Raw genomic sequence first — 19507 nt, 5'->3', positions numbered from 1 at the left:
TTTAAGATATAACACATCAAGACTGAGTGCTTGTTCAGGAAAAACTAACTGTAACTCACAATGCAAAATAGGACTACAACAATGAAAATCTTATCGATTTTATCGCCCCTTAAAACGCTGGCATTGCTAGCGGCTTTCTCTTTCAGCAGCCTTAGTTTTGCCGGCGTAGAAGTGCAAACCGACGAAAACAACGTCACCCTGGCAGGCTATGATGCTGTGGCTTATTTCACTGAGAATGCACCGGTTGAAGGTGATTCAAATATCAGTACGGTCCATAACGGCGCAATCTATCATTTCTCATCAGTAGCAAACCGCGATACCTTTAATGCGAACCCAGAGAAGTATGCGCCACAATTTGGCGGCTACTGTGCATACGGCACATCACTGGGTAAAAAATTCGCGGTCAATGGTAAAGCGTTTGAACTGATCGACGGTAAATTGTACGTTCAAAAAAGCGAAGTTGTGCAAGAGGTCTGGTCAGAAAATACCCAGGCTAACCTAGCCGCAGCTAACGCTAACTGGCCTAAAATCAAAGGTATCGCCGCTGATAAACTATAAGCTCATCAATCTCTTATAGCTCGGCAGAGCCTAAGCGGCATACGGTAATTATCGTATGCCGCTTTTTTTTTGTGGCTAGAAAAGCCAGGAAAGCCGTAGCTCGTTGTTCGTAGTTCGACGCGACTGCGTCGCTTGCTCGAAACAGCGTAAAGCCTTTTTTATTGAGTGATCGCTCGTCAGAGAGCTAAGTGCTTTGTAAGAAAGTTGTCTGTATACCGTTTATTTTGTTCACTCCAGCGGTTATGCTGGTTTTATCGTTAGATAAGGGCGTGTTTTGCTGTTTAGATATTTGCAAAACATCAGAAATACAAAGGGATAGGTAAAAAACGCTGGTGGGATACTACGCCGGATTAAGAATGCAACAGCGCATTCTCGTTTTTGTCTTATAAGGAGATAGCGATGTCCACAACTTCCTCTTTACTACCTGATAGTTATCATGCCTTTTGTGAGTTTGAATTGGCATGGCCCCAAAAAGGCCTTTGACCCTTTTAATTACAATAAACGATGTTAGAAGATTTAAAGAGTCGTTTGATTTATTTGGAAGTGATGTTTCTAGTTATTTGTGGCCACAACTACCAGATAAATAGTTTAATAGAGAGCATGTTAAATGAAGGTTATATAAAAGATGTATACTTAAAGCTCTATACTGAAAAATATCTTCTCAGGCTGGTAGTTATTTTTGTTTTGTCAGCTGTTTTTTGGCTTCTTGTATCAGGAGGTATTACACAGGCAATTATATTTCCTTTTGTGATTTGGTATCTAGAGAGTGTTACTGTTAAATTGCTTCATAAAGTTGAACTGTCAGTAATAGATGATTATTTTGGAAATTGTTTTGAATCAAAGGATGCTTATGGATACAGGGTGCTTTGCTATATTTTCTATTTCTCATTATGGATTCTGTTTATAACTATGCTCGTAGCTTCGTGGAGGGAAACTAGATGACCCACTCTCGATCCCGAAATTAGAATCAATGGGGTCTGAGTAGAGTTATATCTAAGGTATGTTTCTATTGGTGATGGTGGGAAGTATGAAGGTAAGAAGTGTGCAGTGTCTGTGGAAAGGGATTGTTAATTAATATTGATTTCAGAGAAAGAAATTAAATGATAATTTATCAGTTAGATAATCATGAGCCATCTGTATATATGGCCGTGATTGAATTTTTTATTTGTTTTGTTTTGTTTTTGATCTCTATGATTGTTTATTTTAAAGTTCTTTGGAGTTTAGAGCGAGATAGGGTTTTGCCTTGGAGGGTTATAAGTTTTATTTTTCCATTATGTGTCTTTGTTTTTCTTCCTGTGATGTCACTGTTAGATAGTAAGGTTAAGTTTGATGTTTGGGGTAAATATATAAGTGGTGATATTTATGAGATTGAAAGTGATGTTGAAGGTGTTAAACATACAACTTCAGGGGCTTTCTTTTTTAAAGATACCATTTATGAACTGTTCTTTACGACAAATTATTCTGTCTGTGGTGGTTTTTTGACAAAGGATGGCTTTGATTTTGATGATAGTAAAGGTTGTAAATTTAACATAAAGTATGTTGTGATTGGAGAGAATGTGAGTAATAAGAAGTGTGCCATATATGTTGAGAGTAACTGCTAGAATGGAATCAGAGTAGAATTATGTTGTGGTGAAATTAATCTTACACTGATCCTATTTGTTCTAATATTTTAGGGTTAAAGGACTCTGGTTTCTTTGATTATATCGACTGGTACAATGGCTAGTTATATGCAATTTAATCCAATATGTTATCATGATATAAGTTAGGATTGAAAATTTTAAAATGTGGTTTTTATGAAAATATTTTGTTTTTGTTTTTGTTTGATATTCTTTTGTAATGATTTTGCTTATAGTTTTACTGAGTGTGAGAGTGAGGCGATATCAAAAACAAGCAAAGCTTTACTTGTTTGTAGAGATAAGGCAAAAGAGGGTGATGAAGTAGCTCAGTATTACTATGGGGCTATGCTTTATTATGGCGACAAAGTTGAAAAAGATATTCTGGCTGGTCTTGGACTAATAAGAAAGTCAGCAAATAATGGTTTCTCAACAGCGCAGGCGTTTTTAGGTAGGAATTATTTAAAAGGGGCTGATAGAAATGTTGATCTGTCAATTTATTGGCTTGAAAAGTCTGCATTACAACACAATGATGTCGGAATAAAGTATTTAGGTGAAATATTCTATTTTGGTCTGGAAAGAGATAAAGATTTAGTTAGAGCAAAGAATTATTTTATTGAATCTGCTAACTTAGGAAACATATCTGCACAAGAGTATTTAGGTGCTATGTACTATAAGGGAGTCGGAGGTAATGCAGATTATGAAAAAGCCTATTACTGGTATTCTGTATCAGCTCTTCAGGGAAGTCCAAAATCTATGGCTGGTTTAGGTATTATGTACTACTTCGGACAAGGTGTGGATGAAAATAAATCTTTTTCTTACGCTTATTTAAAAGCTGCAAAGGAAATGGGTTTTAAAAATGATGGTGTTGTTGAGTTGATGGGATTGATTTATAAGTTACTTAATCATCGAGAGCGTTCTTTATCTGAATACATGTCAAGAAAGCTTTCTAAAAAATCTATGAAAATCTATGAAAATCTATGAAAACATATGGGGTAGACATAAGTTTTATAATCTGAGTTACAAAACGGCTCTGACCCCATTAATGTTAATGAAAGATGTCTAGCAGGGATTAATATAGATAGAAAACTAAATGTGACTAAGGAAGGTTTTACTGAACTAGGAAAGAGACTTTCTGATGATATGTGGTCAAAGATGCCTAGTAAGGGTTGATATGAGGTAAAGGGGACAGATTTATTTAAGAGTTAAAGGGGTCAAATCCCTTTTTGATCTATAGCTCTATTTGCCCTGCCCTTTAGTTTTAAAGGTCTTTATTTATCAATCTCTAATATCTAAAGCTTATCTTAAACCCCAAGTTACAACTTCCTTACAACGCACCTAACTCCCTGATTACCCTAGCCATAGTAAAGAAGTCTTTCAGCGAGCAACAAGCAAGTCACGCCCTTTGTGACGTTCGAACGACGAGCTACGGCTTTTCCCTAGCAAGCAAAGCGTCTTACCCCTAGCCACTAGCAACTTCTTCGCCCCCTCATACGTCATTTGACGTATACCGATGCGTCAATCACCCCATACCGCAGTGCAGCACATTTCCCAATAATGACTAAGTGAATTTCATAAGGCCCGGTACTTAATTCAATCCGGCTAAAGAATTGAAACTTAACCTCAAGAAGGGAAATAGATATGAAGATAAAACATCTGGTTTCAGGTATGGCGCTTGCGTTAAGCGCGTCGGTACTGAGCGCTAGCGCGATGGCTGGCGATACCATCAAAGTAGGTGTACTGCACTCTCTTTCCGGTACGATGGCGATTTCAGAAACGACTCTGAAAGATACTGTTCTGATGATGATTGAAGAGCAGAACAAGAAGGGCGGTTTGTTAGGCAAGCAGCTTGAGGCGGTGGTGGTTGACCCAGCTTCAAACTGGCCTCTGTTTGCGGAAAAGACCCGTGAGTTGCTAACCAAGGATGAGGTTGATGTTATTTTTGGTTGCTGGACGTCCGTATCGCGTAAGTCTGCGTTGCCGGTGCTTGAAGAGCTGAACGGTCTGATGTTCTACCCGGTTCAGTATGAGGGTGAAGAGTCTTCTAAAAACGTTTTCTATACCGGTGCTGCGCCAAACCAGCAGGCGGTTCCTGCGGTTGATTACCTGATGAATGATGTGGGTGTTGAGCGTTGGGTACTGGCGGGTACTGACTATGTATACCCACGTACCACGAACAAGATTCTTGAAGCGTATCTGGTCGCTAAAGGTGTAGCGCCTGAAGATATCATGATCAACTACACGCCTTTCGGTCACTCTGACTGGCAGTCAATTGTCTCTGACATTAAATCCTTCGGTGCTGAAGGCAAGAAGACAGCGGTAGTGTCGACGATTAACGGCGACGCTAACATTCCTTTCTACAAAGAGCTGGGTAACCAGGGTATCTCTGCTGAAGATATCCCAGTGGTTGCATTCTCGGTAGGTGAGGAAGAACTGTCGGGTCTGGATACTAAGCCGCTGGTGGGCCATCTGGCTGCCTGGAACTATTTCCAGAGTGTTGAAAGCGATGCGAATTCTGAATTTATCTCCCAGTGGAAAGCATTCACGGGCGATGAAAAGCGTGTGACTAACGACCCAATGGAAGCGACCTATATCGGTTTCCAGATGTGGACTCAGGCGGTTGAAAAAGCTGGTTCTACCGAGGTTGATGCGGTTGAGCAGGCGATGATTGGCCAGGAAGCTGAAAACCTCACCGGTGGCACCGCTTACATGAACAAGAACCACCACCTGAGCAAGCCAGTACTGATCGGCGAAATTCAGGAAGATGGTCAGCTTGAAGTGGTTTGGGAAACGGAAGGTGTTGTACCCGGTGATGCATGGTCTGACTTCCTGCCAGGCTCTAAAGATCTGATTGCAGATTGGACGGCGCCTGTTTCCTGCGGTAACTACAACACCGTTACTAAGACCTGTTCGGGTCAGAATTTCTAAGATTTGATCGCTTAGATTTTTTACAAAGCAGGCTTCTATTCAGAAGCCTGCATTACTCATAAGCCAGGATTTATCAACAGAGCTCTTCATAAAACGCTTTGAATAAAGTGTTTTAACAAGCGCTTATCTGCCTTACCCGAACGGAGATCCCCCGTGAATTATTTTATTAAGATCTGTAGCTGCCTGTTGGCTTTGTTGATCAGCAGCAGTGCGCTGGCTGAACTGCCTTCTGCAGCACAGCAACCGCTCTTGCAGGAGCTAACAACAGTGAAGCTGAGCAAAACACTGCCGGTTTTACAGCAGCTGGAAGCGACTGAAGGGGCAGATATGCTGCCTCTGTTTAAGACGCTGTTAGGGGGCAATCTCTATTTTGTCAGAGCGGATGCTCGTCTGCTGGCGAAGTATAAAGCGCAAGGTGAAACGCGCTATGCCGATCTTTTTACCGGTGAACAGCTTGCCGATCTGACTAAGAAGCAAGTTAAGAAGATCAAAGTTAATAATAAATTACGCGGCTATCTGGGTGAGGCTATCGCCCGGATTCAACTGACTAATTCAGACTCTGACGTCAGAACCGAAGCGGTACGTTCACTCTTCTCTGATCTGGATGCCAAGACGATTGAGGTGATTCGTACCCTGCGTCTGGATGAACAGAGCCGTTCGGTTCAGGACGTCATGGATGTGGCGCTGGCGCTGTATAAAGCTGAACATTCTGAGGATGCAACGGAACGTCTTCAAGCGGTGAAAGATTTGCAGGGTAGTCTTGAGCCACAAGTGCGTAATCAGTTAACTAAACTGGCAGAGCATGATCCTTCCCGTAGTGTGCAAAAAGCGGCCCAGAAAGGTGTGGATAAAATTGCTCAACAGGCTGAGAAGTATGGCTTTGTGAATCAGCTATTTTTCGGCCTGAGTCTGGGTTCGGTATTACTGCTAGCGGCCATTGGCCTGGCGATTACTTTCGGCGTGATGGGTGTTATCAATATGGCCCACGGCGAGATGATCATGCTGGGTGCTTACACCACCTATGTGGTGCAGCTGTTACTGCCCGAGATGATTGAATACTCGCTTTGGATAGCGGTGCCGGCAGCCTTTATTGTGTCGGGTACTGTCGGGATTCTGATCGAACGTCTGGTGATTCGTCATCTGCATGGACGTCCACTGGAAACCCTGTTGGCCACTTTCGGTATCAGTCTGATTCTACAGCAGTTGGTACGGACAGTGTTTTCTCCCCTCAACCGTCAGGTGGCAACCCCTGAATGGATGAGCGGCTCTATTGAGATTAATCCGCTACTGAGTCTGACCCTTAACCGTTTGTATATTGTCGCCTTTGCTCTGTTGGTCTTCATGATTCTGTTAATCGTGTTGAAGAAAACCTCGTTGGGCTTGAATGTTCGCGCTGTGTCTCAAAACCGGGATATGGCTAAAGCGATGGGTATCCGTACCGATCGGGTAGATGCCATGACCTTTGGTCTGGGGTCCGGCATTGCCGGTATTGCCGGTGTTGCACTAAGTCAGCTGACTAACGTGGGGCCTAACCTGGGGCAGGCGTACATTATCGACTCCTTTATGGTGGTGGTGTTTGGCGGTGTAGGGAACCTCTGGGGTACCTTGGTCGCCGCCTTTAGTCTGGGTATAGCGAACAAGTTTATCGAGCCGGTTACCGGTGCGGTGCTGGCCAGTATTCTGGTATTGGTCTTTATCATTCTGTTTATTCAGAAACGTCCTAAAGGGCTGTTTCCTCAGAAAGGGAGGGCGGCAGAATGAGCGGCTTCATGAGCAAGTTTATGAGCTTTTCACGTATTAACGGTGACAGTAAGGTTGCGCCTTTTGTAGTGCTGCTGCTGACCGTCACGGTATTGGCTTCAGCCTGTAATCTGCTATTGCCATCGGACTCAGTGTTCTACGTATCGACTTATACGATCACCCTGTTAGGAAAGTATCTCTGTTATGCCATGCTGGCGTTGGCAGTGGATGTTATCTGGGGCTACTGCGGCATTCTTAGCCTGGGTCACGGCGCCTTCTTTGCGTTAGGTGGCTATGCCATGGGCATGTATCTGATGCGTCAGATCGGTGACCGGGGCGTTTATGGTAACCCTGAATTGCCAGACTTTATGGTGTTCCTCAACTGGAGTGAATTGCCCTGGTTCTGGCATGGCATGGATCAGTTCTGGATCGCCATGTTGATGGTGTTATTGGTACCGGGACTTCTGGCCTTTGTGTTCGGTTGGTTAGCATTTCGCTCACGGGTCACCGGGGTGTATCTGTCGATTATGACTCAGGCACTGACTTACGCACTGTTGCTGGCTTTCTTCCGTAACGAGATGGGTTTCGGTGGTAACAACGGCCTGACTGACTTTAAAGACATTCTGGGGTTTGATCTGCAAGCGGATAACACCCGTGTCTCACTCTTTATTATCACGGCGCTGCTGTTGTGCGGATTGTTGGTGCTGAGTAAGAAGATCATGCAGACCCGCTTCGGTAAAGTGATTATCGCGGTGCGTGACGGTGAAAGCCGGGCGCGTTTCATCGGCTACCGAACTGAGAATTATAAAGTCTGGTTGTTTGTGTATTCGGCGATGATTGCCGGTATTGCCGGTGCACTTTATGTGCCTCAGGTGGGCATTATCAATCCGGGGGAGTTCTCGCCAATCAACTCTATCGAGATGGTTATCTGGGTGGCGGTCGGCGGTCGGGGCACCCTGATCGGCGCGATAATCGGCGCTATTCTGGTGAACTACGCCAAGACTAAATTTACCGCCATTATGCCCGATGGTTGGTTGTTCGCACTGGGTGCGATGTTTGTACTGGTGACCCTCTACCTGCCCAAAGGCTTGATGGGGCTATTTGCGCAACTCCAGGAACAACTCAAAGAGAAACAACAGCAGTCTAAAAGCCAGAGCCTGAATAACAGTCCTGATGAAAAAGCTGGGGAGGGCCAGGCATGAGTATTTTAGAGAGCACCCGTGATGTGATGCGTCGGGATCAGGTGTGGTCATTTCTGCAGGAACATGAGCAGAAGGTGGATATCTCCCACCAGGTACTGCTCTATGTTGAGGGGCTTAATCTTAGCTTCGATGGCTTTAAGGCGTTGAATGACCTGAACCTCTATATAAACGACGGTGAACTGCGCTGCCTGATCGGCGCTAACGGGGCGGGTAAAACCACCCTGATGGACGTGATAACCGGTAAAACCCAGTGCGATAGTGGTTCCGTCTATTTTGGTCAGTCGATCAACCTGCTGGATAAAGATGAAGCCGAGATCGCTCAATTAGGTATCGGCCGTAAGTTCCAGAAACCGACGGTATTTGAAGCCCATACGGTGATGGATAACCTTGAATTGTCACTGAAGAGTAATAAGTCGGTACTGCCCACGCTGTTGGCCGTGCTGACCGGTGAAGAGTATGACCGTATCGATGAAGTGCTGGAAACCATTGGCCTGAAAAGCGAGCGAATGATGCTGGCCGGTTCTCTGTCTCACGGTCAGAAACAGTGGTTGGAAATTGGCATGTTATTGATGGCCAATCCCCGCTTGTTATTGGTGGATGAGCCGGTGGCGGGCATGACCGTTCAAGAGGGTGAACGTACCGCTGAATTACTCACCTCGCTGGCCGGCGAACGCACCGTGGTGGTGGTTGAACACGATATGGAGTTTGTCCGCAGTATTGCTCAAACCGTGACGGTATTGCATCAGGGCTCTGTTCTGGCGGAAGGCTCAATGGATGATATTCAGAATAATCAGGATGTGATTGAAGTATATCTGGGAGAAGCACCATGATCAGTATTAATAACGTTAATCAGTATTATGGTGGCACGCAGATTCTCTGGGATCTTAATCTGGATATTAAGCCTGGCTCCTGTACCTGCATTATGGGGCGTAACGGGGTGGGTAAAACCACCTTGCTGAAATGCATCATGGGGCTTTTGCCGGTCAAGAATGGCGAAATTCTGCTGGAAGGTGAACCGCTGCAGAACAAGAAAGCTGAGTTTCGGGCACCTGCCGGAATTGGTTATGTACCGCAGGGGCGGGATATCTTTCCACTGCTGACGGTTGAAGAAAACCTCAAGGTGGGTTTGCCTATTCGCAAGGATGGCGCAAAAGAGATACCGGAAAAGATTTTTGAGTTGTTTCCTGTTTTAAAAGAGATGCTACAGCGTCGTGGCGGTGACCTGTCGGGTGGACAGCAACAACAGCTGGCGATCGGTCGTGCGTTAGTGTTGGAGCCGAAAGTTCTTATTCTGGATGAACCCAACGAAGGGATTCAGCCGAACATTGTTCAACAGATTGGCGATGTTATTTTAAAGCTCAATAAGGAAGAGGGGCTTACCGTCATTCTGGTAGAACAAAAGCTGGGATTTGCGCGTCGGGTGGGCGAGGAGTTTCGATTAGTTGAGCGAGGCCGTGTGGTCGCCAGTGACCGGATGGATAACCTCAGTGAAGATCTGATTCGTCAGTATCTGGCGGTATAAAGGATGACCAGCCTGTCACAGCCCGTCCAGCGTTTGTCAGAACCGACTCGCACCCCGGCGCAGCAGAAAAAAGCCTCGGCCTGGAACGCTGAGTTGTTTCTGCAGTTTGGTCGTACGGAGCGTGGCACGGTGTTGCAGCGGGCTGATCATAAGGGGCCGCTCTACGTCCAGAAAGCGTTCTATCCCGAAGGGCCTGAGCTGGCCCAGGTTTATCTGTTGCATCCGCCGGGTGGCATGGTGTCTGGTGATCGTCTTGAAATCTCAGTGAACACCGATTATGACAGCCATGCACTGCTAACAACGCCGGGTGCCGGGCGGGTTTATCGGGCGCGCCCCGACCGTACTTTGCAACATCAGATCAATACTCTACACCTGAGCGCTGGCAGTTCAATTGAGTGGCTGCCGCTGGAAACGATTCTCTATCCCGATGCCTGTACCCGTCTTGATACCCAGGTTCACTTGGCCGAGAACTCTCACTTCATCGGCTGGGATATTACCAGTCTTGGCCTGCCTAACCGGGATCTGCCTTTCAGCAGCGGCAACCTGTCTCAGACGCTGCAGATAAATCGGGGTGAACGCATTCTGTTGCGCGAACGGTTACAGATTGATGATGACAACCGGGCGTTACTGGAGGGTAGTGCCGGGTTACGTGGCAACCCTGTTAATGGGTTGATGGTGGCTGGCCCCTTTGATCTGGCAGCCGATGAAAACATTGAACATCTGATTGAACCGTTGATTAAAAAACTGCGTCAGCATGCTGAGGATTGTGACGCCTTGGCGGCCGTTAGTCTGACGGGAGAGTTTTTGACTATCCGCTATCTGGGTGATCAGACGGATCAGGCGATGCAGCTCTTTATTCGTTGCTGGCATGAGATCAGACCTGAGCTGCTGGGTCGACCGGCTTGTGAACCCCGTATATGGGCAACCTGATGTTGGCAGATGGGGTGCTGGATGGGTTGTTTGATCAGATGAAATTTCGCGTTAAGCATTAACAGACTTTGACGATTAGCACTTAACAATAGTGGAGGGGTAAGTGATGGAACTGCTTCCAAGAGAAAAAGATAAATTACTGGTATTTACAGCGGCTCTGCTGGCTGAGCGTCGCCTCAATCGTGGCTTAAAGCTGAATTACCCTGAAGCGATGGCTTATCTGAGTATGGAAATTATCGAAGGCGCACGGGATGGGAAAACCGTCGCTGAGTTGATGGGCTTCGGTAAAACCCTGTTAACGGCCGACCAGGTGATGCCCGGGGTTATCGAACTGATCCATGAAGTACAGGTAGAAGCGACCTTTCCCGATGGGACCAAACTGGTCACCGTACATAACCCGATCTGTTGAGGAGATGACTATGATTCCCGGAGAAATTCAGCCTGCACAAGGCGATATTCTACTTAACGAGGGGCGTAAGACGGTCTCTCTGCGGGTTGAAAACCGCGGTGACCGCCCGGTGCAGATCGGCTCCCACTATCATTTTTATGAAGTGAATCCAGCACTGGAATTCGACCGTGAAAAAACGCGCGGTTACCGGCTGAATATCGTTTCTGGCACCGCGATTCGTTTTGAGCCGGGACAGGGCCGTGAAGTCGAGCTGGTGGAGTATGCGGGTAGTCGGACTATCTACGGCTTCCGGGGCGATGTGATGGGTCAGCTTGATAGCGGGGAGGATACCCTATGAGCAAGATAGATCGCGCAGCCTATGCCCAGATGTTTGGCCCCACCACCGGTGACAGGGTGCGACTGGGTGATACCGAACTCTGGATCGAGGTAGAGAAAGACTTCACTGATTATGGCGACGAAGTTAAATTCGGTGGCGGTAAGGTTATCCGGGATGGTCAGGGCCAGAGTCAGTGCGGTAATGATATCTGTGTTGATCTGGTGATCACTAACGCGTTGGTACTCGACCACTGGGGAGTCGTTAAAGGCGATGTGGGTATTCGCGAAGGCCGTATTTTTAAAGTCGGTAAAGCGGGGAATCCGGATACGCAGGATAATGTCGATATTGTTATCGGACCGGGTACGGAAGTGATAGCCGGTGAGGGCAGTATTCTCACCGCGGGTGGTATCGATGCCCATATCCATTTCATCTGTCCACAACAGATAGATGAAGCGCTGATGTCCGGTGTGACCACTATGATCGGTGGTGGTACCGGGCCTGCGACCGGTACCAATGCAACCACCTGTACACCGGGGCCCTGGAATATCGGTAAGATGCTTCAGGCCACTGATGCTATGCCGATGAATCTGGGTTTTCTGGGTAAAGGCAACGGTAGCTTACCCAAACCCCTGGAAGATCAGCTGGAAGCCGGTGCTTGTGGCCTGAAACTGCATGAAGACTGGGGTACGACGCCAGCCTCCATTGATACCTGTTTATCAGTGGCTGAAAAATATGATGTACAGGTGGCGATTCACACTGACACGCTGAATGAATCTGGTTTTGTTGATGACACCCTGGGTGCCTTCAAAGACCGGGTTATCCACACCTATCACACCGAAGGGGCAGGGGGAGGTCATGCACCGGATATTATCCGCGCCTGTGCCTACCCGAATGTATTGCCATCGTCGACTAACCCGACGCGTCCTTATACCTGTAATACGGTTGATGAACATCTGGATATGCTGATGGTCTGTCATCATCTGGACAGTAATATTCCTGAAGATGTTGCCTTTGCCGACTCCCGGATTCGTAAAGAGACCATTGCCGCGGAGGATCTGTTTCACGACCGGGGTGCGTTCAGCATGATCTCGTCTGATTCGCAGGCGATGGGGCGAGTGGGTGAGGTGGTTACCCGTACCTGGCAAACGGCCCATAAGATGAAGACCCAGTTTGGTCTGCTGCCTGAGGATGAAGAGCTTGGCTGTGATAATTTTCGGGCTCGGCGTTACATCGCAAAATATACCATTAACCCGGCGATCGCCCACGGTATCTCCCACGAAGTCGGTTCTATTGAACCGGGAAAACTGGCGGACTTAGTATTGTGGAAGCCTGCCTTTTTTGGCGTTAAACCTTCCCTGATTATTAAGGGCGGCATGATTGCAGCTGCGCCAATGGGCGACCCGAATGCTTCTATCCCAACACCACAACCGGTGCATTACCGACCCATGTTTGGCTCTTACGGTCAGGCGCCGGCTAAGACCGCGGTGACCTTTGTCTCTGCCGCCGCGCTGGAAAATGATATTGCTGAGCAGCTGGGTCTGAATCGTCGGTTAGTCGCCTGTTCGAATACCCGCAATATCGGCAAGAAAGATATGGTACACAACAGCTGGATGCCTGATATCACGGTTGATCCGCAAACCTATGAGGTGCGGGCTGATGGCGAACTACTCACCTGTGAGCCGGCAGCCGAGTTACCACTGGCTCAGTTATACAACTTGTTTTAAGAGAGGCATCTGATGTTGGAAGTGTATGAACGTTTAGGCGATCACTGTCATGGTGTTGTGTTTACCACAGTGGTTTTGAGTCATGAGCAGCGTGATCGGGGGCGGCTGAAACTGACTGGCGAGAACGGTGAAGAGGTGCGCCTGTTTCTGGAACGGGGTAAGCCCTTGCTGGTGGGTGAATACCTCAAAACAACCTGTGGTAAATATGTTCAGGTTGAAGGGGCAGTTGAACCGGTGACCTATGCCGAATGTGAAGACTGGCATACCTTCGCCCGCGCTTGTTATCACCTGGGTAACCGGCACGTAAAACTACAGGTGGGGGTACGCTGGTTAGTGATGCAACCTGACCATGTGTTGGAGGAGATGCTCGAACTATTAGGTTTGACACTGACCCATAAAGAAGCTGTTTTTGTACCGGAATCAGGAGCCTACAGTAATGGCGGCCATCACCACCACTGATACTGCTCTCTTAAGGTTGATGCAGCTCAGTAGTGTGAGTCTGCCGATAGGGGGTTATGCATTCTCTCAGGGGCTGGAATATGCCATTGAAACCGGCTGGATTAAGAAGTCACAACAGGTATCTGAGTGGCTTGAACAGCAGCTGCTTTACTCTGTTGCCCAGACCGATCTGCCGCTGTTGAAGCTGGCGATGGCCGCGGCAGAAGCCGGTGATGAGAAACGCTTGATGCAGTGTAATGATCTGGCGCTGGCCTGTCGTGAAACCCGCGAGCTTCGGTTAACGGATAGTGCCATGGGTGAGGCGATGAACCGCTTATTGGTGAGTCTGGGTGTTTCGCAGCCATTACCAATATTCGGTGAGTTAAGTTTTGTCGTTTTGTTCGGTATAGCCGCGCAAAACTGGCAGATCGATTATCCGACTGCGGCATTGGGGTTCCTCTGGTCATGGTTAGAAAACCAGGTCGCGGCAGCGACTAAACTGGTGCCGCTGGGGCAGACCCAGGCGCAGTTACTGCTCGGTGAACTACAGCCACTGTTGCCCCAGGCGATCACCCGGGCAGAACAGGTGACAGAGGATGAGATTGGTAATGGTCTGCAGGGGTTGGCAATTGCCAGTGCTGCCCATGAAACACAGTATTCGAGATTGTTCCGTTCCTGACCTTAGGGCAGAAACGACAGAATTCAGGAGAGTTATTTTGAGCACAACAACTAACAACCAGACAAACCCGCAAAAACAGACACTTCGAATCGGTGTCGGCGGCCCGGTAGGCTCGGGTAAAACAGCGTTGCTACGCTCACTCTGTTCCGCGATGCGCGAACATTATGATATCGCTGTGGTCACTAACGATATCTATACCAAGGAAGATGCTAAATTTCTGACGCAACACGAAGCACTGGATGCCGACCGCATTATCGGTGTGGAAACCGGTGGCTGTCCGCATACCGCGATACGTGAAGATGCCTCGATGAATCTGGCGGCGATCGATCAGCTGATCGCTCGTCACGGTGAGCTGGATGTGGTTTTTGTTGAAAGTGGCGGTGACAACCTCAGCGCCACGTTCAGTCCGGAACTTTCAGATCTGACCATCTATGTCATCGATGTCTCTGCGGGCGATAAGATTCCCCGTAAAGGAGGCCCCGGTATCACCCGTTCTGATCTGTTGATTATTAATAAAACAGATCTGGCGCCATTGGTGGGTGCATCCCTTGACGTGATGGATGTGGATGCCAAACGCATGCGCGGCGACCGACCTTTTGTCTTCTCTAACCTGAAGAAGGCTGAAGGTCTGGAAAAGATTCTCGAGTTTATCGTCACCGAAGGGATGCTGGAATCTAAGCAGCTGCCTCCGGTTAAGGCAGTGGTTTAATACTTAATAGGCTTTTCAGGAGCACACAATGAATAAACGCAATCAGTTACGTCTGTTAACCCTTATCGGTGCACTGGCTCCGCTTTCTGCGATGGCGCATACCGGGCATCAAGTGGCCGGCTTTTTCCAGGGGCTGCTTCATCCGTTGTCAGGAGCAGACCATCTATTGGTGATGCTGGCGGTCGGTCTGATGGCGGCAGGCTATAGCAAAAGCAGGGTAGGTACAGCCGTTCCTGCAGCATTTCTGCTGGCGATGGTCGTTGGTACTCTATTGGCGGTTGGCGGACTGACAGTACCTTTTGTTGAGCAGGGAATCGTTGTATCAGTGATGGCTGCAGGCGTATTGCTGGCACTGGCGGTACGTTTTACCCTGATTGCAGGAATGGTAGTTGCTGCGGGCTTCGCGCTCTTCCATGGTTTGGCCCACGGCGCTGAACTGCCGTTGGCAGTGAATCCGGTTGCATATATAGCAGGCTTCTTGATTACTACCACAGTACTGCTAGTGGCAGGTACCCGGCTGGGGCAGCTGGCAGACCGCTATAGCCTGGGCATGATCTCCCGTATTTCGGGTGTGGCCGTAGCGGCTTTTGGAGTGCTATCAGCGGTATAGACTGAATGGCCCCCGCCAGTAATGTTGGCTGTCGGGGGCTTCTTCGAAAGTAGTTATAGCTATAGTTTCTTTTTTTCTAATATTTTAAACAGGTTATCCGACCCCTCAGCCAACTCAGTTAAGCGGATCTTTAGCAGTTTACAAAAATCCAGTGCCAGCTGAGAGACGGGACGGGTGGCCGGATATATCAGGTTGTATTTAAAGGGTACTGAGATAGAGAAGGGTTTGACTATAAGGCCCTGCTTGATAAAACTCAGCGCGGTTACCGGATCAACCAGAGACACCCCTGAGCCTGAAAGTACATAACTACAGGCGATATGGGATACCTGAGTATCAAACAACATTTTCCTTTTTACCTCGGCATTCTCGAAAGCATCGTCTACCTTGTATCGATGCTCCGTGCCCAGCGAAATAAAAACGTCGTATTTAAGATCTTGCGGCTCGATGAGTTCGTTATGCTCAAGCGGGTGTCCGGGAGGCAGGATACAGACCATTTCGCTGCGTGCCAGCAGTTCTGTTTTTATGGATGGGTCTGATACGGCGACGGCAGCAAAGCCGATATCGAAATGTTGGGTAGAGATCCAGTCTGCGACCTGTTGAGAGCTACGTACCTGTAGTGTCATCGAGACACCCTGATTCAGTTCCATAAACTCCCGGGAAACCTGCGGTAGAAACGCCTGAGCAAGGGCTGGCATACAGGCTATTCGCAGCGTCCCCCGATGAAACGTCCTTAATTCTTCAGCAGTACGTGCCAGTTTTTCGATACCGACGAAAGAGCGTTCGACCTCCTCAAACAGAATCAGGGCTTCCGGTGTCGGGACTAATCTTTTCTTCAGTCGATCAAACAACGGCACCTTCACCGAGTCTTCAAAATCACTTAATAGTCGGCTGACTGCCGGCTGTGAAATGAAAAGTATTTCTGCAGCGCCTGTTGTAGTGCCGGCAATCATTACCGCGCGAAATGCCTCGACTTGTCTGAAACTTAACTGAGCCATAGATGATAGTCTCCTGAGTGATCTATAATATAACATCAAGTTATTAAGTATGTAATATTCATGATTTGATATTATTTGTTCGATTTATGATCATGTAAATACAACATCAAGTGTGCTTCTCAGGAGGCACTGATTATGAGCTCCAACAAGAGATAATAATTATGGAGACATTGTTTAGATACACTTTGGCGATATTGATCAGTACGGTTGCAGGTATGCAATTCGTGCAGGTAATAACGCGCTATGTTTTCGAGACGCCTATCATGGGGCTTGAAGAGATCGCTGTTATTCCGACCTTATGGCTATATATTCTCGGCGCAGTTAACGCTTCCCGGGAAGACACTCAGATTCGTGCGAATGTGCTCGAAATCTTCCTTAAAACAGAACGGGCACGGCATATTTTGCTGGTCGTTTCTGAATCTATCAGTCTGGTTATCTCAGGCTGGCTGACCTACTGGGCCTGGGATTACTTCCAATATGCGATGCGGGTATCGAAAGAGACCCCGACCCTTTATCTGCCCACACTTATCTATGAATCTGCGCTGTTTATCGGTCTGTTACTGATGACCTTTTATGTTCTGTTGCATCTGTCCAGGCATGTTCGTGTGTTGCTGGCCGGCGGATCGGAAGTCGATAAATTGATTGATCATGAGCATCCACACACGGATGAGCTGGATGAGTTCCAGTTGCTGTCACCGAAGGAGGATCGTAACAATGGTTGAGATAGCACTGTTAGCGTTTGCCGTACTCGTTATTCTACTGAGTCTGGGTGTACCGCTGCCATATTGTTTTGGCGCCGGTTTAATGGTGATGGCGCTGGTTGGCGAAGTCACTTTCAAAGGGATGATGCTGTGGGGGTTTAGTCAGCTGACTAACCCGATATTGCTAGCCATACCGCTGTTTGTTTTTGCCGGCACGATTATGAGTGTCAGTGGGATCGCGGCGAGCTTACTTAAGTTTGTTAATATTTTTGTTGGCCGCGTCAGAGGCGGATTGGGCGTCGTTGCTTCTATTAGCTGTGCCATTATCGGGGCAATCTCAGGCAGTGGTCTGACGGGTATTGCGGCAATCGGTCCACTGTTGATTCCGGAGATGGAGCGTAAGGGCTATCCCCGTGCATATGCCACGGCATTGATTGCTAACTCATCAATTCTGGGACTACTAATTCCGCCCAGTGTCACCATGATTGTGTATGGCTGGGTGACAGAAACCTCGATTCTGGCAAGCTTTCTGGCGACTCTGGGGCCGGGCCTGCTGATCATGTTCAACTTTGCCATTGTTAACCTGGTGATGGCGCGAAAATTCCCACTGGTACTGGATGACAAAGTCTCATTCAGCGAGACCATGAAACTGGCGGGTAACAATACGGTTCATGCGATTCCTGCATTGCTAATGCCGGTCATTATCCTTGGCGGTATCTATGGCGGAATCATGACACCGACAGAAGCTGCTGCGGTCGCTGTTATCTATGCCTTACCGGTAGGTTTCATGATCTATAGGGGACTCACCTGGAAAAAGTTTCTTGAAGCCGGAAAGGAGTCTGCCACTGCGGTGGGTGCCATTCTGATTATGATTCTTTTCAGTCTGATGCTGAGCCAACTCTTCGTTATGGAAGATATTCCCCAGGCGCTGGTGGAATCTATCTTCGAGATAACCCAGGACAAGACTGTTCTGCTGATTATGGTCACGCTGTTTTTGTTCGCCATCGGCATGGTGGTTAACGATATCACGGCGATCATTCTGACTGCTCCTTTGCTAATGCCATTGATGAGTGCGCTGGGTGTCAGCCCGATTCAATTTGCCGCCATTATGGGTGTGACCACTGCGATGGGAGGTGTTACTCCGCCTTACGCCAGCATTCTTTATCTGGGTGCGCGGATCGGTAAAGTGAAATTTACCGAGGTTATCAAGCCCGCCATGATCCTGCTTTTGTTCGGTTATTTGCCAGTCGTGGTACTGGTGCTGATCTGGCCTGAACTTTCTGAAGCTATCCCGGCAATGATGGGTTACTAAGTACGTTAAACATAAAAAACGGTCCGCAAGGACACAAAACAACAATGAGGAATATCAATGTTTACATCACTTTCTAAAAAGCTGGTTCTGGCCGCTTCTTTATCGCTGGCGGCTATGACGGCAGTAGAAGCTGCAACCCTTAAGCTTTCACACGTTCGCCCGCAGGGTACGGCGATTGATATGGATGCCACTAAATTTGCTGAAGCTGTAAAAGCTGCAACCGATGGAAAGCTAAAAGTTAAGCTGTATCCGGCAAATGCTCTGGGTGACTACACGGTAGTTCAGGAGCGTGTTGGCCTGGGGGCTGTTGATATGGCTGTGCAGCCAATTGCATCCAGCGTTGATAAACGTTTCCAGATCGTTTCTCTGCCTTATATGGCACAGGACTGGGCTGATGCGCAGAAGAAATTTGGCCCGGGTTCTGTGATGCGAAATACCGTATCGGATCTTTATAAGCAGCAGGGCATTAAAGTGCTGGGTGCATGGCCTGTTTACTTTGGCGGTGTAGCGCTGAACAAAGATGTAGAGGGTGCAGCGGATTCCGGTGTTAGCAAATCAGCTAAAGTACGTGTGCCACCGATCAAGGTCTTTCAGCTGCTGGCGGATAACTTAGGTTATATCGGCTCACCTTTGCCGTTCTCTGAAGCTTTTACCGCTGTGCAAACCGGTGTTGTTGATGGTGTTATCGGCTCGGGTGCTGAAGGTTATTACGCTTCATTCCGTGACGTGACTAAGTACTACGTACCGATTAATACGCATTTTGAAGTCTGGTACCTGATGATCAATGAAGAACGTTTCAATGATCTTAAAGCGAATCAACAGCAGGCGCTTTCCCAGGCTGCTCTGGATTTTGAAAACAGCCGCTGGGCAACTGCTGAAACAGATCAGGCAGCTAACGAGCAGCGTCTGGTTGATGCCGGCGCAACTATCGTTAAGGTGACGCCTGAGCAGTTAGCCGCGACTGCAGCAAAAGTTAAGCAGAACGTATGGCCTGAAATCATCAATGATATCGGTAAAGAGTGGGCTGATCAGATTCTTGACGCTGCACTGGCTGAATAATATTGAACCACCGGTCAGGCATTCGTCTGGCCGGTCTTTTCAGCGATTAATCCTCTTTATAC

General features: G+C 47.8%; 20 protein-coding genes. 19 read left to right on the top strand and 1 reads right to left on the bottom strand.

All coding sequences use genetic code 11. The features are described 5' to 3' along the window. The first annotated feature begins 81 nt into the window (after window positions 1-81). From AMJAP_RS12210 to AMJAP_RS12135, 16 genes are all read left to right on the top strand, one after another. Window positions 82-558: a YHS domain-containing (seleno)protein gene (locus tag AMJAP_RS12210; protein WP_019620271.1), complete on the top strand. Its 477-nt coding sequence runs from the start codon at window positions 82-84 to the stop codon at window positions 556-558. A 1100-nt stretch (window positions 559-1658) separates the two neighbouring features. Continuing rightward, entirely contained in the window at window positions 1659-2159 is a 501-nt protein-coding gene (locus tag AMJAP_RS12205) for a hypothetical protein (RefSeq protein ID WP_019620273.1), read from the top strand. 192 nt (window positions 2160-2351) lie between these two features. After that, window positions 2352-3155 carry a tetratricopeptide repeat protein gene (locus AMJAP_RS12200; protein WP_019620274.1) on the top strand — a complete coding sequence of 268 codons (804 nt, stop codon included), beginning with the start codon at window positions 2352-2354 and terminating at the stop codon, window positions 3153-3155. 657 nt (window positions 3156-3812) lie between these two features. Next, the gene (gene urtA, locus AMJAP_RS12195) at window positions 3813-5099 is read left to right on the top strand and encodes an urea ABC transporter substrate-binding protein (protein ID WP_019620275.1); all 1287 of its coding nucleotides are present in this window, start codon (window positions 3813-3815) and stop codon (window positions 5097-5099) included. 153 nt (window positions 5100-5252) lie between these two features. Beyond that, entirely contained in the window at window positions 5253-6860 is a 1608-nt protein-coding gene (urtB, locus tag AMJAP_RS12190) for an urea ABC transporter permease subunit UrtB (protein WP_019620276.1), read from the top strand. 8 nt (window positions 6861-6868) lie between these two features. Continuing rightward, window positions 6869-8041, top strand: coding sequence for an urea ABC transporter permease subunit UrtC (gene urtC, locus AMJAP_RS12185; RefSeq protein ID WP_051088391.1), 1173 nt, complete (start codon window positions 6869-6871; stop codon window positions 8039-8041). Further along, window positions 8038-8871 carry an urea ABC transporter ATP-binding protein UrtD gene (gene urtD, locus AMJAP_RS12180; protein WP_019620278.1) on the top strand — a complete coding sequence of 278 codons (834 nt, stop codon included), beginning with the start codon at window positions 8038-8040 and terminating at the stop codon, window positions 8869-8871. The genes urtC and urtD overlap by 4 nt, the downstream gene beginning before the upstream one ends. Continuing rightward, a complete protein-coding gene (gene urtE / locus AMJAP_RS12175) occupies window positions 8868-9563 on the top strand; it encodes an urea ABC transporter ATP-binding subunit UrtE (protein WP_019620279.1) in 696 nt (231 codons plus the stop codon). Before urtD ends, urtE begins: the two co-directional genes overlap by 4 nt. 3 nt (window positions 9564-9566) lie before the next feature. Then, on the top strand, window positions 9567-10493 hold the full coding sequence (locus AMJAP_RS12170; protein ID WP_019620280.1) for an urease accessory protein UreD: 927 nt from the start codon (window positions 9567-9569) through the stop codon (window positions 10491-10493). A 106-nt stretch (window positions 10494-10599) separates the two neighbouring features. Next, window positions 10600-10902, top strand: a complete 303-nt coding sequence (locus AMJAP_RS12165; protein WP_019620281.1) for an urease subunit gamma — start codon at window positions 10600-10602, stop codon at window positions 10900-10902. Between the two features lie 10 nt (window positions 10903-10912). After that, a complete protein-coding gene (locus AMJAP_RS12160; protein WP_019620282.1) occupies window positions 10913-11239 on the top strand; it encodes an urease subunit beta in 327 nt (108 codons plus the stop codon). Continuing rightward, the gene (gene ureC, locus AMJAP_RS12155; RefSeq protein ID WP_019620283.1) at window positions 11236-12942 is read left to right on the top strand and encodes an urease subunit alpha; all 1707 of its coding nucleotides are present in this window, start codon (window positions 11236-11238) and stop codon (window positions 12940-12942) included. Before AMJAP_RS12160 ends, ureC begins: the two co-directional genes overlap by 4 nt. A 12-nt stretch (window positions 12943-12954) precedes the next feature. After that, window positions 12955-13401 carry an urease accessory protein UreE gene (locus AMJAP_RS12150; protein WP_019620284.1) on the top strand — a complete coding sequence of 149 codons (447 nt, stop codon included), beginning with the start codon at window positions 12955-12957 and terminating at the stop codon, window positions 13399-13401. Then, window positions 13379-14059 (top strand): urease accessory protein UreF, encoded by a 681-nt coding sequence (locus tag AMJAP_RS12145; protein ID WP_019620285.1) that lies wholly within the window; start codon window positions 13379-13381, stop codon window positions 14057-14059. The genes AMJAP_RS12150 and AMJAP_RS12145 overlap by 23 nt, the downstream gene beginning before the upstream one ends. A 37-nt stretch (window positions 14060-14096) precedes the next feature. Beyond that, window positions 14097-14768: an urease accessory protein UreG gene (ureG, locus tag AMJAP_RS12140; protein WP_019620286.1), complete on the top strand. Its 672-nt coding sequence runs from the start codon at window positions 14097-14099 to the stop codon at window positions 14766-14768. Window positions 14769-14796: 28 nt separating this feature from the next. Beyond that, entirely contained in the window at window positions 14797-15378 is a 582-nt protein-coding gene (locus AMJAP_RS12135) for a HupE/UreJ family protein (RefSeq protein WP_019620287.1), read from the top strand. A gap of 59 nt (window positions 15379-15437) precedes the next feature. Here the strand turns inward: AMJAP_RS12135 and AMJAP_RS12130 are convergent, their stop codons facing one another. Beyond that, a complete protein-coding gene (locus AMJAP_RS12130) occupies window positions 15438-16373 on the bottom strand; it encodes a LysR family transcriptional regulator (RefSeq protein ID WP_019620288.1) in 936 nt (311 codons plus the stop codon). A gap of 161 nt (window positions 16374-16534) precedes the next feature. On the opposite strand from AMJAP_RS12130, the gene AMJAP_RS12125 reads away from it, so the two are divergent. From AMJAP_RS12125 to dctP, 3 genes are read left to right on the top strand one after another with little or no spacing between them, the layout of a single operon-like run. Beyond that, complete coding sequence (locus tag AMJAP_RS12125; RefSeq protein WP_019620289.1) at window positions 16535-17095, top strand: TRAP transporter small permease; 561 nt, start codon at window positions 16535-16537, stop codon at window positions 17093-17095. Next, window positions 17088-18386 (top strand): TRAP transporter large permease, encoded by a 1299-nt coding sequence (locus tag AMJAP_RS12120; RefSeq protein ID WP_019620290.1) that lies wholly within the window; start codon window positions 17088-17090, stop codon window positions 18384-18386. Before AMJAP_RS12125 ends, AMJAP_RS12120 begins: the two co-directional genes overlap by 8 nt. A 57-nt stretch (window positions 18387-18443) precedes the next feature. Further along, entirely contained in the window at window positions 18444-19445 is a 1002-nt protein-coding gene (gene dctP, locus AMJAP_RS12115; RefSeq protein WP_019620291.1) for a TRAP transporter substrate-binding protein DctP, read from the top strand. Window positions 19446-19507 lie beyond the last annotated feature (62 nt).

This window comes from Amphritea japonica ATCC BAA-1530 (assembly GCF_016592435.1).
GTDB classification, from domain to species: domain Bacteria; phylum Pseudomonadota; class Gammaproteobacteria; order Pseudomonadales; family Balneatricaceae; genus Amphritea; species Amphritea japonica.
This window is presented reverse-complemented; position numbering and strand designations above follow the sequence as displayed.

Coding starts and splice junctions, on each gene's coding strand:
- AMJAP_RS12135 (WP_019620287.1), top strand. CDS start 14,797: ATGAATAAACGCAATCAGTTACGTCTGTTAACCCTTATCGGTGCACTG.
- AMJAP_RS12165 (WP_019620281.1), top strand. CDS start 10,600: ATGGAACTGCTTCCAAGAGAAAAAGATAAATTACTGGTATTTACAGCG.
- AMJAP_RS12200 (WP_019620274.1), top strand. CDS start 2,352: ATGAAAATATTTTGTTTTTGTTTTTGTTTGATATTCTTTTGTAATGAT.
- dctP (WP_019620291.1), top strand. CDS start 18,444: ATGTTTACATCACTTTCTAAAAAGCTGGTTCTGGCCGCTTCTTTATCG.
- AMJAP_RS12170 (WP_019620280.1), top strand. CDS start 9,567: ATGACCAGCCTGTCACAGCCCGTCCAGCGTTTGTCAGAACCGACTCGC.
- AMJAP_RS12210 (WP_019620271.1), top strand. CDS start 82: ATGAAAATCTTATCGATTTTATCGCCCCTTAAAACGCTGGCATTGCTA.
- AMJAP_RS12125 (WP_019620289.1), top strand. CDS start 16,535: ATGGAGACATTGTTTAGATACACTTTGGCGATATTGATCAGTACGGTT.
- urtC (WP_051088391.1), top strand. CDS start 6,869: ATGAGCAAGTTTATGAGCTTTTCACGTATTAACGGTGACAGTAAGGTT.
- ureC (WP_019620283.1), top strand. CDS start 11,236: ATGAGCAAGATAGATCGCGCAGCCTATGCCCAGATGTTTGGCCCCACC.
- AMJAP_RS12150 (WP_019620284.1), top strand. CDS start 12,955: ATGTTGGAAGTGTATGAACGTTTAGGCGATCACTGTCATGGTGTTGTG.
- AMJAP_RS12120 (WP_019620290.1), top strand. CDS start 17,088: ATGGTTGAGATAGCACTGTTAGCGTTTGCCGTACTCGTTATTCTACTG.
- AMJAP_RS12160 (WP_019620282.1), top strand. CDS start 10,913: ATGATTCCCGGAGAAATTCAGCCTGCACAAGGCGATATTCTACTTAAC.
- AMJAP_RS12130 (WP_019620288.1), bottom strand. CDS start 16,373: ATGGCTCAGTTAAGTTTCAGACAAGTCGAGGCATTTCGCGCGGTAATG.
- AMJAP_RS12205 (WP_019620273.1), top strand. CDS start 1,659: ATGATAATTTATCAGTTAGATAATCATGAGCCATCTGTATATATGGCC.
- AMJAP_RS12145 (WP_019620285.1), top strand. CDS start 13,379: ATGGCGGCCATCACCACCACTGATACTGCTCTCTTAAGGTTGATGCAG.
- urtD (WP_019620278.1), top strand. CDS start 8,038: ATGAGTATTTTAGAGAGCACCCGTGATGTGATGCGTCGGGATCAGGTG.
- urtA (WP_019620275.1), top strand. CDS start 3,813: ATGAAGATAAAACATCTGGTTTCAGGTATGGCGCTTGCGTTAAGCGCG.
- urtE (WP_019620279.1), top strand. CDS start 8,868: ATGATCAGTATTAATAACGTTAATCAGTATTATGGTGGCACGCAGATT.